Genomic DNA, 14151 nt, shown 5'->3' on the forward strand with positions numbered 1-14151 from the left:
CAATTACAAATTCTAAATCCTCGCTTTCATTACCATAGATTTCCATAAATATGGATAGCGACCACAACCCATTTTTTATTAATCGTCATTTCGACCGAAGCGGAGAAATCTTTGGACTTCAAAACTTTTCAATTATTTATTTTTCGTGGCAAAATCCAAAGGGCATCCAATTACAAATTCTAAATCCTCGCTTTCATTACCATAGATTTCCATAAATATGGATAGCGACCACAACCCATTTTTTTTATTAATCGTCATTTCGACCGAAGCGGAGAAATCTTTTGACTTCAAAACTTTTCAATTATTAATTTTCGTGGCAAAATCCAAAGTGCATCCAATTACAAACTCTAAATCCTCGCCTTAATCACCATAGATTTCCATAAATATGGATAGCGACCACAACCCACAAAATCGGTGACAATAAATCCCTTTTCTTCTAAAAGCATAGTTAATGTAGCCTTAGACCATAATTTTATATGGCCTCCATCCCAAAGCGGATTGGCATGTTTATCCCAATGACCGGCAAGTGCCAAAACAAGATTTTTTAAATACCCGTGATAGGGCGTACTTAATATAATTTCTCCGCCACCATTTTTCTCCAATACTTTTTTGCAGAAACTGATAAATTTCCTTGGATCATAAAGATGCTCAATTACTTCAGTTGAAATAATCGTGTCGAAGTTGATATGCTCAAGAGGAGTAGGCAAAACATCAGAAGATAAGTCTTGTACAGCAAAACGATTTGGATTTTTTTCGGAAGCGATTTCTATTCCTGTTGCAGAAGCATCAGTTCCATAGGCATTAAAACCCTTCTCAATCAAAAGATTTACCAAAGCACCGTTTCCGCAACCCAAATCTAAAATTGATTTATTTTTTTGTTTATCCAAAAGCCCTAATATGGGTTCTGTAATATATCCGTGGGCATGAGTTGCCTGATTGTTCGAGTAACCGTAATCCTTATAATCAGCCATTTAAAACGCGATTGTATAAATTAATATATTTTTTAACGAGCACTTCATCTTTATAATCCTGACTAATAATCGATGGAGCAACCTCCCGAATATGTGCTCTTTTAATTGTATCTCTATAGGATGAGGTAATTTGTTCGCCAATTTGAATCGGATTTAAAGCGCTTATCCAACCTAAGTCTTTTTCCTTAACGTAATCAGCCAATCCAACGTGTTCAGATACCAATACAGCTGTACCTACACTTAAGCTTTCTATAATTACATTAGCGAAATTTTCATTGTGCGAAGTTAAAACCAGGAGATCAGAGTTTTGCATCAAATCGAATTTATCTTCATTTGCAATCTGCCCTAACCATATTATTTGGTTATTAAGCTTTAAACTTTCAGCTTTGGCCTTTAAGCTTCTTACGTACACTTCATTTCCAGAACCGGCAATAGTTAAAGACCATGAAAAATCCAATAATGCTAGTGCTTCAAAAAGAAGATCAAGACCCTTTTTTTCTTCTATTCTCGATAAAAATATAATTCGAAAAGTGTTGCTGAAATCTTGATCCTCACTAATTGATACTTGATACTTGATACTAGCCTCTCCCTCCAGAAAACCAACCAAATTTGGAATCACAGTAATGCTTTTCGGCTGAACAATTTTCAATATATCCTCTTTTTCTTTTTCGCTAGTGGCATGAATATGAACGTATTTTAACAATCTTTTACCGAGAAGATTATGCAGGATTTTTTTGGAGAGAGAATTTCTATTACCGATGGTGTAACTCGTGAGCATTCCTCTGGGCGATAATATTACTGGGATTTTATACCATTTTGCAACCCAACAGCTTAGCATCGAAACCAAATTCCACCAAGCATGGATGTGAACAACAATATCGTTATTATAATCCTCTAAATTGTTAGATTCAAGTTGAAATGTTTCTGTTTCAAATGAACCTTTTCCACCTTTGGATGGGGGAGCATAAGATTGTGAATGGGCAGGGGGAGGATTTTTATACTTCAAAATTGATTTTCTCAATGCCCACAATAATCCTGGCGAAAAATGGCTGTGATCTTTTGTCCACCTCTTAAAGTACGTTACAGCTACGCTCTCAACAATTTGCATTTTTCCAGCTTCTATATCTAGCTCTTGTTTGCCATTTGCTGTAGTTGTTAAAACATCAATGTTAAAGGATTCACCTTGATCTTTTTGAAGAATTTTATCGTTAACTGTAAAACGCTGTAAAGCCTCGCACAACTTCCCTACAGATTGTATAGGACCGCCATAAATGTAAGCAGGTTTATAAGAAGCGGTGATGTGGATAATCTTCATTTTATATCAACTCGCAAAATTTTAAACGATTTGGTTTTTGCATCATGCTTATCCCCCTCTCGAGGGGGCAGGGGGAGGCTCAATAAAATCACGACATCCTGCTATCCCCCTTTGGAGGGGGCAGGGGGAGGTTCTTCTCTTTTTATCGGTGTATTCCTCTTCAATGCCATCCTAAGCTCATCGAAGGAGTTCTGAGTATATTTTATGTTATGGCTCCATGCTATCCCCCTTTGGAGGGGGCAGCTCTTCTTTTTTATCTGTATGTCCATCTTCATTGCCATACTGAGTCTATCGTTAGTGCATCAATAAAATCACGACATCCTGCTATCCCCCTTTGGAGGGGGCAGCTCTTCTTTTTTATCTGTATGTCCATCTTCATTGCCATCTAAGTCTATCATAACTGCTTCAATAAATCACGACATCCTGCTATCCCCCTCTGGAGGGGGCAGGGGGAGGCTCTTCTCTTTTATCTGTATGTCCATCTTCATTGCCATACTGAGTCTATCGTAAGTGCTTCAATAAATCACGACATCTTGCTATCCCCCTCTGGAGGGGGCAGGGGGAGGTTTTGTTGTTTTGTTAGTAATATTCTCTTTCCAATAATCATCCTTAGCGCTCAAAGAAACCTTAATCAATAAATCACGACATCTTGCTATCCCCCTCTGGAGGGGGCGTAGGGGGAGGTTTTTATTTACTTTAAACTCCTAACCATAAACGGGCTTTAATACCTTCAAAGTCTTCAGCAAATAAAACAAAGCCCACATAATTACAAATCCATAAAAAATATTGTTGAACATAAATTCAAAATTATTACCCCGCCATAAGGTTTGAAAAATACTATTAAAAATAATCACACAGCCCAATTCGTATCCACCAAACATTTCTTCAGCAACATTACAAAGATATTGTGTAAGCAGACCATAAATGAGCATGCAGAAAAATACGCCAGGAATCCCCCAGCTTAGATAAGCATCTACAACTGGCCTGGTTTTAGCCGAAACCGACGACATTTTGTGCGCTACGCCAGCATCATAAACCCGTTGCATAGATACCGTTTCCATATTTGGTTTCCCCGACCAAAAAATCCGTGGAATTAAAGCTTCGAAAGAGTCTCCAACAATTTCCCAATCGTAAAAATCATGCTTTGTAGGTACAAAATCTACAAATTTTGTAAACATACCAATTTCGCTAAGTCGCCCCGTCAAAAATCCCCAGTTGGTATCTTCAATTTGTTCTTCATTGTCTTCATTAAGATTTTCAAAAGCCTGAGTTTGTGCCTCCTCTGCACTAATCTCCCCATTCCAACTTTGGCGGACTGTATTATTATATGTTGGTAAAAAATAAATTAAAATGTAGCCAACAGGTAAGGCCAAGTACATAATTGTTTTTTTATAATAGGGAAAAAATACACAAGCAAGAACAATAACATTAATAATAATCGGTTCTTTGTAACCCGAGAGAGAAGCATGTATAAAATTTAATATAAAAATTGTGGCACCTATGCCCAAATAATTAACATTTCTTTGAGTTACACCTTTTACAAAAAGTACGGCAGCGCAAGAAATTCCAACTGTAGTAAGTGGTATAGCAATTTGGCTTAAGCCAGATATTTGTTGACAAACAGATCCTATTCCAAAAACAATAATTCCAAGCCAGATTAAAAAATCGTTATTTTGAAAAGCCTGAACAAATTTTTCTTTTGTCTTTCCAATGTTCATGGCAAGGATTAAGCCACTCGTCATAGCAGCATGTGCTAATAAACTTAACCTTTGCGCAGTTGCTATTAAATCGGTTTGTTCACTCTCCTTAAATTGAGCACCATAGTTTAGTTCAGTTAAATAGCGATAACCTAAGTGATCCATAAAGTAAAATATGGAAGTACTGCACATAAAACCAGCAAAAACAAATTGAGTTAGAAAAATAGGGCGCATAATCTGCCTATAAATAGGAACCATATGATCGTAATAAGCCGCAGGCGAAAACCAAGTGGTATAGAAAATAAAAAGCGATCCACTCCACGCTACAAAATAAGATATAACCGGGCTACTTACCAAAAAGTAAGAGAAAACCACCGGTATATATAAAATTAGGATTGTTTGAAGTGGGTTTTTAGGTTGCATATTTAAGAATTAAAAGTTTTTAAGAAAGAATCTACCTGCTTTTCAAAAGACCACTCTTTTATAATGATCTTCGAAGCTTCTCCTAATTTGCTTAGTTCATTTTTATCACTAACCAAATAAAGCAGTTTATTTTTCAAATCTCTTAAATCTTCCGACTTAAATACATCACCATTGATTTTAGGTTTTACTAAATCTACGCAACACCCAACCTTATCTGAAACTAAAATAGCTTTGCCAGCTGCCATAGCTTCATTTACGGCCAACCCCCAAGTTTCTCTTGGACCTTTAGATGGTAAACAGAATAAATCACAGGCCTGATAAATTGCTGGCATTTGGGTCTGGTTTTGAAAACTCATAAAATGAATTCGATGATTTGCTTTAGCCTTTACACTTTCAGCTTTAAGGATTTCTCCCAATTCTCCATCCCCAACAAATAACAAATGTACATTCGATAAATCTAATTCAATAAAGGCATTTAATAATATTTCAGGATTTTTCTTTTTTTCTAATTTTCCAGCGAATAGAATCAATATATCTTCTTCCACTATCCCCAATTGTCTTCTTAATATGGACACTTCATTCACTCGGTTTTCTGAAAACCTAATATTATCTATCGCATGAGGAGAAAATCGCAGTTTTTTGCTTGGGAAACCATAATGCATAAAGTACTCTTTATTTTTCTCACCTACGTAAAAGGCAAAATCGAAATGACGATAGACCCAGGTTAAGAAAAGTTTTTTTAAAATGAGTTTGATGCCAGATTTGTTATCGATTAGGGTAGAATCCCCTCTAAAATAAAGTGGGACTTTATGATTAAAATGTCTTATAATTTTTAAATGGCTTTCAAACGCCCAACCGAAAATTAAAATCGAATCTGGTCTGTAATTGTTTATACTTTTAATCGCCATTGGGTTGCTAATTCCTTTAAAATGATGTGTACCAGAGTCGATAGCAAGATTTTCCAAAAATTCATAATCATATCCTTCCAATAAAGGGATATCCCATTTGATTTTTTTATTAAAGCCTTTATCAAACTGGTTAATTAATTGTACTCCACCCGTATAAAAAACTCTTAATGTTATGCCCTTGGCCAACAACCTAAAGGCTGGAGCATAATATTGAATTGGATGTGTTGTTATTATTGCAAGTCTTTTCATATCAAATAGACTCGTTAAAAACATTAAATGAAAGGGAAGTTCGCAACCGCTCTCTTACAAAATCTATATCTCTAATATAAATGGTATTAAATCCTCCAAATGAATTTAAACTAACCAATTCTCTTTTAAAAGGATCATAACTATGCGGAAAAAACAAATAATCTGTTAAATGATGATGCAGATCCTTTTCATTGTAGCCATATCTTTCTCCGCTACCATTTAATTCTATAATAATAGCTTTTAGTTGATTATCATTTAATAATTGTGAAGCGCCATTTATCACTTCAGTTTCAAAACCCTCTACATCAATTTTAATAAGATTTGGCTTATAATCCTCGTAAAAAGAATTAAGTGTAATCACATTTACAACGCTACTGTTTTCTTGAATAGAAGTAACCATGTGGTTGGTTGTATCTAGGTTATTGGTAAAATATAAATCTTTTCCTTCGCTACCAACAGCATTGTTTTTGCAAATAACCAAATCTTCTAAATGATTAAGCATTACGTTTTTGCTCAGTATATTCCATGTAACTTTAATGGGTTCGAAAGCAATCGTTTTAGCTTTTTTTATACCAGAAGCTAAAATTGTATAAGATCCAACGTTAGCCCCTACATCAAAAAAAGTATCCTCAGCTCTCAAGAAATGAATTAAAAAAGACATATCCTCAAATTCATGTAAACCCGAATAAATATTTCCCGTTATCCCAGTTAAACCCTTTTTTGCAAAGAATTTGGTTTCTTGTAGAAATGGAACTTCAATTAAATTTTCTGATGCCCTTGATTTAATTTGCCACCATAAAAATTTAGTATATGCTTTAAACAGGTGCTTTTTTGCCAAAGGATGGCGATTAATGAAACCTAATGTTCGGCTTATTGAAGTCAACATCAATTTAGATTATTAGGTTTGGCAAAAACATTACACGATTTAACTTTATCCAAATCAAATCTTACTAAACCATTATTGGTAACCTCAAAAAACTTGTAACCAAGCGGAGTTAAAATTTCGAAAATATGCGCTGCCGAAAGTTCTGATTTTTGCTGATAATTACGATCAAATTCGAAGACGATATAAGGTTTCTGTTCAGTAATAATCTGTTTTAAACCATCAATTACAAAACTTTCATAACCCTCTACATCAATCTTTATAAAATTAACAATTTCTTCTTTCAGCATTTCATCACCTATTTCACACTTAATGCTCGACCCTTCCCCTTTATTAAATAAACTAAATGCGCCTGGGTTAACACTTTCTTCATTTATACTGATGCTAAATTCTTCCGCTTTATTGCTTAAGGCCAAATTATGTGGATAAATATTTGAGTAACTGTTCAGGCTGATGTTGTGGAGCAAAGATTTGAAATTATATGGAACAGGCTCGAAGGATATAACTTTTCCTGTATTTCCTGATAATTCGGCAAAATATAGAGTGTGAAAGCCGATATTAGCTCCAACATCAATTACCGTGTCGCCTATATTAATGTACTGTTTAAAAATAGATTTTAATTCAGGCTCATAATCTCCAGTAAACATAATTTTTGAACCTATCCAAGTTGATGTGTCACAATTTATTTTAAAATTCCCTATTAACGGAGAAGTTATTTTATTGCCGATATTCAGCTCTTGCCTAACAAATAAATAATTGAATAGTCGGTATTGCCCTAAAAAAGAGGGCCTTCTTAATATTTTTTTTAGGATAGATTTATTGAGCATTAAATTGAGTTTCTTAAATTATTTTATCAAAAAAATCTATTTGTTTTTTGGTTAAGTAATCAGCTGTGTAAGGTTTAAAAGCTTCCCAATTTGTTGCTGGCGATATATTTTTTTCAACTTTTAACAAATATTCCTTTAATAAAATATAATTATGATTTATCTCTTCTTCATGAAGAATTAAATCTCCTGCTTCACACTCGCGTATAATTTTAACAACGCTACTATGCGGATTAAAAATTGCGAGAAGTGGTCTCTTTGCCAAAACATAAGGAGATAATTTTGAAGCTGTATAGGCCGATTCGTTTGACCCAATGATAATTAAACCATCTGCAGATTTTAAATTTTTAATGCTTTCATAAAAGCCAATTCTATTTGTAATCTCTGTAACAAAGGTAGATATCCCCAGTTTTTTCGCTATTGGCGCTATGGTTTCATTGCTTTGACCAATTGGAGCATAACTCGTACCTATAAAATTAAAACGTACTTTTTTAAATAAATCTTCCTTACCATCTATTCCCTTTTTAAAACTTAAAAATAGTGTATTAATGGATTTATCCATATCATATCCACCTCTACCAACATAAACCAGGTTAATTAAATCTTCTTCTTTTTTGTAATGAAGTTTGAGATTTTCCGAATTTTCATCTGCTATTTTAAAATCTAATTCTGATGCGCCGAATGTTATTACTTCGCAAGGCTTTGTATGCAAGTGTGGATATCTTTCTTTCAATTTTTGAATATAGTCATCAGATACACTAATTATCCCAGATACTTCTTTCATTGCAATTGGCTCTAAAAATTTGTGCATTTTGTAAGAAAACCAAAACTTTCTTGGTCGCTCAGCCTTAGGTTTGCTTTTATAATATTCTGAATGCCAAGGATCCTGCATATCAATTATATAAGGAACACCAAATTTCTTTTTCCAATAAGCACCCAAAATGCAAAGTGGAAATTCTGTAGTAGAAAAATAAATCAGATCAAAAAGGTTTTCCTTTAAAAGCTTACTTACATACAATTTATAAAAAGGCAACGATCGCAAAGCTAAACTGCCTAAACCTAATTTGCTCGTCCATTTTTTTGATAGTGCTTTTACTTCGTGAATTTTAATACCCGAAGGAATCGATTGAAGTAATAGGGGATCTTTTATTATGCTATAATAGCTTTGATTTACGGTAACAATTTCGACTTCATAACCGTAATCTTTGAAATATGGTAAACTCATTCTAATCCTCTGCATATCCGCAGCATTGCTGGGTGCGAAATGAGGAGAAATAATCAATACCTTTTTCATCTAAGAAGTTTGGGTTTTAAAAATTGATTCAATGCAGGTTGCAATTTCCTTTCTAGTAAATATGAAAATATATAAACGGAAAAACACAATAGGAGTAGTTTTAAACCCAAATTAAAACTGAAGAGATTGAAAATTACGACAATCAAAATATTGTGGATTAGATATATGCTATAAGAAAGTGATCCTAAATGCTTAAAAGTTTTTAAGATTAAACTATAGTAAATAGTAACGGTCAAAGTTTTGAATGGTTTGATATAGAAAAATAGAAATGAAAAAGGTAAACAGATATATAAAACCTTGCTCACGATCGGATATGTTGGATCATTAATCAAATACAGAAAACCAATAGAGTACGTCATGCAAATAATTAAAATGCAACTAAATTTTTTAATAAGACTGAAATGCGATCTATCACCATTATTCTCCCTAATTAAAAATAGAAATAAAGGAATACTGGCTATTGAAAAGATTAGGTTTTTAATGGGATCGAAATGATTGTGTGTAATGTGTGCCCTTGAAATTATAGGCAAGCAACAAAGGCTTAAAGTAGCCAGAATTAATGATGTATTAAGCTTTTTCCTGATGCTCCAAATAAAAAAGCCAACAATCCATATAGGCGAATAGGCTAGCATAATGGCAAGATAATTTACAAATAAGTTGTTGGGTATTGGATTATAGTAAATTATAAAACTGATTATGCCAAGTACAAACCAGACCGCCATAAATGAATAATTTAGGCCATTTTTTCTGATTGCAAAAATTGAAAATACTGCATAGAAAAATAATTCACAGCTTAAACTCCAAATAACAGGGTTACTGTTCCAAAGCATGGTAACTAAATAACCTTGAAGTGTGCTTACAGGAATTATGTTGCCAACTATAACTATTGTACTTGGTTTAGATTTAAACAAATAAATCTCTATTACCACACTAAAAATTACACTTATAATTAATATTGGATGAATTCTGATCAGTCTTTCAACGAAAAAATTAAATCCAGATCGTGGTCTATTCTCAACAGAAGAATGAATTACGATTCCAGAAAGTATAAAAAAGATTATAACCGCTTCAGCGGACCAATTTCCAATTAGATTAATATAGTGATTTTTGTACTGCATCACTTCGGGAACTCTGTTGATTAAATGATCAATTACAACCAAAAATGCAGCGATGCCTCTAATTACTTCTAAATGTTGGTTTTTAAATGGTTTTGATTTATTATCCATTTAGTTTTTAATCGCCTTGCGCTTTAATAAAAGACCATTAAAAATTGGTTGATACTTTTTCTCTAAAAAATAAGATGCACTATAAGTTACGATCAGGAATAAGGGAATTTTGATCATTAATGGTGCAGTTGTAAAAGTAGCAAGAATAACTAAAATTGGATTGTGGATTAAATATATACTGTACGATAGTGAACCAATATATTTAAATGGCTTTAATATAAAAAACGAATAGAATCTCTGAATTAATCTTTTAAATAGAACTATAAAAATGATACTTGTAGGTAAAAGAATGTATAAAATTCTACTAAATAATGGATAGCTTGAATCATTATAAATGAATAATGAACTAACCAAATAGGTTGTTGAAATTAAAAATACACTCAAATATTTTTCGACAAAACCAAAAGCTTTACGTTCTTTCCGATCTTGTATTAAAAAAAGGAAAAAGGGAATACTGCATAGCGCAAATAATATATTACGGATCGGGTCGTAGTAATTATCTGTAAAATGTGCCCTCGAAACTATAGGTAAGCAACATAGGCTAATCATTGCAATAATAAAGTTGGTATTGAATTTATTCCTGTATCCCCAAATATAAAAGCCAATAATCCAAACCGGAGAATAGGCAAGCATCAATATTATGTAGTTTACAATTACGTTTTTTGAAATCGGATTAAAATAAAAGAATGTAGAAAATATACCCAGAATAAACCATATTAATATGTTACCATTGCTGATTTTATTTCTTTTGATTACAAAAATTGCAAAAGCAAAATAGAAAAACATCTCAAAACTTAGGCTCCAGATAACAGGGTTGCTGTTCCAAAATACATCGACCATATAGCCTTGCATGGTACTAATCGGAATTAGATTGCCTATAATCATTTTTACAGAAGGCATACCGTTAAACAAATAGATTTCTAATACTACACTAATCATTACTGCAACAAAAAGAATGGGATTTATCCTTACAATTCGATCTAACAAAAAATTCTTAGATGATTTGTGTTTTGCCTCAACTGACGAATGAATAACAATGCCTGATAACACAAAAAATATAAGAACAGACTCTGTAGCCCAATTGCCAACCAGATTAGTTAAATGATTTTTACGATGAGCAATTTCTGGTGTTTTAATAATTAGATGGCCTAAAACTACCAAAAATGCAGCAATGCCACGAACAACTTCTAAATGAATATTCTTCTGTGTCTTTTTCAATTTTTATGGTATATAATGCTTTTGACTAATGATAAAAATTTGGATTTTTCTGTTTCCCAATTCAATACGCTGTTTGCCAAATCAAGCGAATTTATCTGTGTTTCTTTTAAGAGTATCCTATTGTTGTAGTAAAGGCTAATGATATCTTTTAAGCTTTCATAATCATCGATTGGATATATACTTCCTACATCCGAATACTTTTTCATAAATGCTTTTTGAGCCATTGTATCTGTTAAAATAATTGCTAATCCTGCACTTAAATAGGTGAATAATTTATTCGTCAAGCACAAATCCCTGTTTCTTGGGTTTCCAGTTTCTGTTGCTAAACCAATATCAAAAGAACTAGCGAAACTAACGATATCATCAGAGGAGATTGGGCTGTGAAAGGTTATTTTTTTATGGTCGAAACCAAAATCTCCTCCAAATTTTTTGAAGTATAATTGAATTTCAAGATCATAATTTCCAAGAAGATGCAACTCAATATCCAACTCATTTAGCTCAGCTAAAGCTTTAAAAACATCTTCTAATCCTCTGCCTTTACCTACGGTTTGTGAAAACCAAAATAATTTCAATCCATTATAACCCTTTTCTTTCGGTGCGATTTTAGCAGGCGGAAATACATTTAAAATTGTTAAGGGATTTAAATTTGGATAAATACTTTGATAAGCCAACCCAATTTGATCACTAGAAGTAGTCAAATAATCAATCTGATTTAAAAATCTGTTTTCTATTTTTGTTTTAAGTTTAACATCAAAATCGTTTTCCGAATTTGAAACCTCATTCCGATGGAAATCCTCCGCATCGAAACCACATTTTGCTTTATTCTTTTTAGCGGCAATTACAGCTGCGGGAAGTGCTGCAAGATTGTGAGCAATGTATAAATCAGCCTGATTTTTTTCTGATTCTGAAATGAGTGAAGTCGTTTCTCTGCCAATCGATAGTAATGAAAAGTTCAGCTTGAAATTAGTCCAGGCCGTTATTTTTTTTGCAATTTTATGTATAAATCTAGACTTTAAATATCTGAATTTATTTTTTTGTGGCGCTCCACTAACAAGAATGGCTTTCCATAATTTTGTCTCTAAAAGCTTTTGATCTAGTACGGTTGCCCAATCGTTATAATATTGATAAATAACAACAACATCATAACCCGCTTCGCTAAGCGCATCAGCTTCTTTTACCAATCTTGGGTTTACAGAAGGTTGGCCAGAAGTAATCAAGACTACTTTAATCGGTTTCACTAACAGGGGATAATTGTTGATTTATGCTATTTAGATTATGGACTGCAAAGTAATTTTCTCTGCTGGGTGTGTAGGTGATTGGAAATAATTTCTTTTCGCCTGTATTGTAGCCAGAAAGTATATAATTATGATTAGCCAATAGATGTAAAATATCATCAACATTATTGGTAGAGTTTTCTACTGTATTGTTTATTTCAAGTTGAATTATATCAATTTTTTTGTTGTTTAATAGATTTACCGCCCCTTTAAGTACACTATACTCAAAACCTTCAACATCAATTTTTGCATAACTTATTTGTTCTATATTGTTTTCTTCAGCATAAGTATCCAGCTTTTTAGTATCTACATTAACGCTTTTATTTGATTGATCGAGATTAATGTGATTTTGTCCATCAAGCCCTAAAGTAAATGGTATAAAACCATTGGTATCTGATAATGCAATGTTATTAAGCTTGGCAGTTTTCACAAGATTATTGATCTCTGCATTTTGCTTAAGTTTTTTAAAGTTTGATGAATCTGGTTCAAAGCAATGAATCTGACCATTTTGGCCAATGAATTTCGAGATCCAAACGGTGTAATATCCCATGTTTGTTCCAACATCTAAAACTGTGTGATCTGCTTTAATGTAATCTTTAATCAGATTAAACTCTTCCCAATCAACAATATAATTATACATGAGCCACATGCTATGAAAAGACTTACTATCCAATAGAATTTTTCTATTTCCCCAAAGTGTGTACTTAACGTTATTTAAGCCAAACAGGCGTATAATCTTCCAAAATATAAAACGGCGAAAAGCAAAAATGGAATGTTTCTTATTGTATTCGTTTTTGTATAAATTCTTTAAGGATTGAAACATTATTTGGTGGCTTTATTATTAGAAAGACAATGCAAATAATAGGCAATATAATCATCTACTATTTTTTTACTCGAAAAATTTTTCTCAGCCGTTGCTCTAACCTCGCCTCGGGAAATTTCTTTTATCTTACCAATTGCAATACATAAATCTGTAAAGCTAGTTGATAAAAATCCATTTTTTCCGTGTTTGATAACTTCAGAAACAGCTCCTCGTGGATAACCAATTACAGGTGTGCCACAGGCAAGTGCTTCGGCCATAACAATACCAAAAGGCTCGTTCCATCCAATTGGCATAAGTAAAGCAGCGCAAGAGCCCAATAATTTGTTTTTTTGAACATCATTTACTTCACCCACATATTCTATTTGATTACTAATGTGAGGCTTAATCTGTTTATCAAAATAGTTTCGGTGCTGTGGGGCAATATTACCAGCAATAATAAGTTTTCTGTTGGTTACCTGGGCAGCTTTAATGGCCTCGTGCGTTCCTTTAATCGATTCAATTCTACCTAAAAAAATTAATGGAGCATCATCACTTATTTCCTTTTCAAATTTATATAGACTAAGATCAATGCCATTATATATGGTTTGTGTTGTGGCGTATGGTATTATCTGATCGCTGATGTAATTGCTACATCCCGTAAAAGAGAGTGAATTGCCTTTTGATAAATAAACCGCCTTCTTAATTTGAGAAAGAGTTGGTTCTCTTTGATAAGACATTATTTTAGGAATGTTTGATTGTAAAAACGGAAGTAAATATGCAAGACGACTGAAGCTATGAATTACATCCGGATTCCATTTTTTTAGCTTGCTTATGGTTTGGGCGTTTTTAAATTGAGCCATGAGGCCATTTCGATCAGAAGAGTAAGCCAGCAGTTCTGAATCGCATTTCGAGTCTTTGTGGGCAACCAATATTACTTCATGTCCATTCTGAACTAAACCTTCAACTAGAAAATGAATAATTCTTTCAATCCCTCCATAATTTAAAGGAGGCACCGGAATAAATGGATCTGCAGTTATTGCTATACGCATATACTTTGGAAGTAAGTT

13 protein-coding genes are annotated in these 14151 nt (G+C 33.1%); all 13 read right to left on the reverse strand.

The genetic code is table 11. The annotated features are described in order from the left end of the window. Nucleotides 1–132: 132 nt before the first annotated feature. The gene (locus tag H7U22_RS17175; RefSeq protein ID WP_187072575.1) at nt 133–291 is read right to left on the reverse strand and encodes a hypothetical protein; all 159 of its coding nucleotides are present in this window, start codon (nt 289–291) and stop codon (nt 133–135) included. 56 nt (nt 292–347) lie between these two features. After that, nucleotides 348–971 carry a class I SAM-dependent methyltransferase gene (locus H7U22_RS17180; protein ID WP_187072576.1) on the reverse strand — a complete coding sequence of 208 codons (624 nt, stop codon included), beginning with the start codon at nt 969–971 and terminating at the stop codon, nt 348–350. Next, complete coding sequence (locus H7U22_RS17185) at nt 964–2286, reverse strand: XrtY-associated glycosyltransferase XYAG1 (protein ID WP_187072577.1); 1323 nt, start codon at nt 2284–2286, stop codon at nt 964–966. Before H7U22_RS17185 ends, H7U22_RS17180 begins: the two co-directional genes overlap by 8 nt. Nucleotides 2287–2990: 704 nt before the next feature. After that, nucleotides 2991–4406 (reverse strand): exosortase Y-associated Wzy-like protein, encoded by a 1416-nt coding sequence (locus H7U22_RS17190; protein ID WP_187072578.1) that lies wholly within the window; start codon nt 4404–4406, stop codon nt 2991–2993. Between the two features lie 2 nt (nt 4407–4408). Beyond that, complete coding sequence (locus H7U22_RS17195) at nt 4409–5563, reverse strand: glycosyltransferase family 4 protein (RefSeq protein ID WP_187072579.1); 1155 nt, start codon at nt 5561–5563, stop codon at nt 4409–4411. A 1-nt stretch (nt 5564) separates the two neighbouring features. Further along, complete coding sequence (locus H7U22_RS17200) at nt 5565–6449, reverse strand: FkbM family methyltransferase (protein ID WP_187072580.1); 885 nt, start codon at nt 6447–6449, stop codon at nt 5565–5567. Continuing rightward, complete coding sequence (locus H7U22_RS17205) at nt 6449–7093, reverse strand: FkbM family methyltransferase (protein WP_187072581.1); 645 nt, start codon at nt 7091–7093, stop codon at nt 6449–6451. The genes H7U22_RS17200 and H7U22_RS17205 overlap by 1 nt, the downstream gene beginning before the upstream one ends. A 193-nt stretch (nt 7094–7286) precedes the next feature. Further along, nucleotides 7287–8564 (reverse strand): glycosyltransferase family protein, encoded by a 1278-nt coding sequence (locus H7U22_RS17210; RefSeq protein WP_248284780.1) that lies wholly within the window; start codon nt 8562–8564, stop codon nt 7287–7289. Further along, nucleotides 8561–9790 (reverse strand): acyltransferase family protein, encoded by a 1230-nt coding sequence (locus tag H7U22_RS17215; protein ID WP_187072582.1) that lies wholly within the window; start codon nt 9788–9790, stop codon nt 8561–8563. Before H7U22_RS17215 ends, H7U22_RS17210 begins: the two co-directional genes overlap by 4 nt. Next, nucleotides 9791–11008 (reverse strand): acyltransferase family protein, encoded by a 1218-nt coding sequence (locus H7U22_RS17220; RefSeq protein WP_187072583.1) that lies wholly within the window; start codon nt 11006–11008, stop codon nt 9791–9793. Next, nucleotides 11005–12246, reverse strand: coding sequence for a glycosyltransferase family protein (locus tag H7U22_RS17225; RefSeq protein ID WP_187072584.1), 1242 nt, complete (start codon nt 12244–12246; stop codon nt 11005–11007). The genes H7U22_RS17220 and H7U22_RS17225 overlap by 4 nt, the downstream gene beginning before the upstream one ends. After that, complete coding sequence (locus tag H7U22_RS17230) at nt 12233–13105, reverse strand: FkbM family methyltransferase (RefSeq protein WP_187072585.1); 873 nt, start codon at nt 13103–13105, stop codon at nt 12233–12235. The genes H7U22_RS17225 and H7U22_RS17230 overlap by 14 nt, the downstream gene beginning before the upstream one ends. Further along, complete coding sequence (locus H7U22_RS17235; RefSeq protein ID WP_187072586.1) at nt 13105–14133, reverse strand: glycosyltransferase family 4 protein; 1029 nt, start codon at nt 14131–14133, stop codon at nt 13105–13107. Before H7U22_RS17235 ends, H7U22_RS17230 begins: the two co-directional genes overlap by 1 nt. Nucleotides 14134–14151 lie beyond the last annotated feature (18 nt).

The organism is Pedobacter fastidiosus (assembly GCF_014306625.1).
GTDB classification, from domain to species: domain Bacteria; phylum Bacteroidota; class Bacteroidia; order Sphingobacteriales; family Sphingobacteriaceae; genus Pedobacter; species Pedobacter fastidiosus.

Bases quoted from the DNA above. Each gene is read 5' to 3' on its own strand.
- H7U22_RS17180 (WP_187072576.1), bottom strand. From the start codon at position 971: ATGGCTGATTATAAGGATTACGGTTACTCGAACAATCAGGCAACTCAT.
- H7U22_RS17185 (WP_187072577.1), bottom strand. From the start codon at position 2,286: ATGAAGATTATCCACATCACCGCTTCTTATAAACCTGCTTACATTTAT.
- H7U22_RS17190 (WP_187072578.1), bottom strand. From the start codon at position 4,406: ATGCAACCTAAAAACCCACTTCAAACAATCCTAATTTTATATATACCG.
- H7U22_RS17195 (WP_187072579.1), bottom strand. From the start codon at position 5,563: ATGAAAAGACTTGCAATAATAACAACACATCCAATTCAATATTATGCT.
- H7U22_RS17200 (WP_187072580.1), bottom strand. From the start codon at position 6,449: ATGTTGACTTCAATAAGCCGAACATTAGGTTTCATTAATCGCCATCCT.
- H7U22_RS17205 (WP_187072581.1), bottom strand. From the start codon at position 7,093: ATGTTTACTGGAGATTATGAGCCTGAATTAAAATCTATTTTTAAACAG.
- H7U22_RS17210 (WP_248284780.1), bottom strand. From the start codon at position 8,564: ATGAAAAAGGTATTGATTATTTCTCCTCATTTCGCACCCAGCAATGCT.
- H7U22_RS17215 (WP_187072582.1), bottom strand. From the start codon at position 9,790: ATGGATAATAAATCAAAACCATTTAAAAACCAACATTTAGAAGTAATT.
- H7U22_RS17230 (WP_187072585.1), bottom strand. From the start codon at position 13,105: ATGTTTCAATCCTTAAAGAATTTATACAAAAACGAATACAATAAGAAA.
- H7U22_RS17235 (WP_187072586.1), bottom strand. From the start codon at position 14,133: ATGCGTATAGCAATAACTGCAGATCCATTTATTCCGGTGCCTCCTTTA.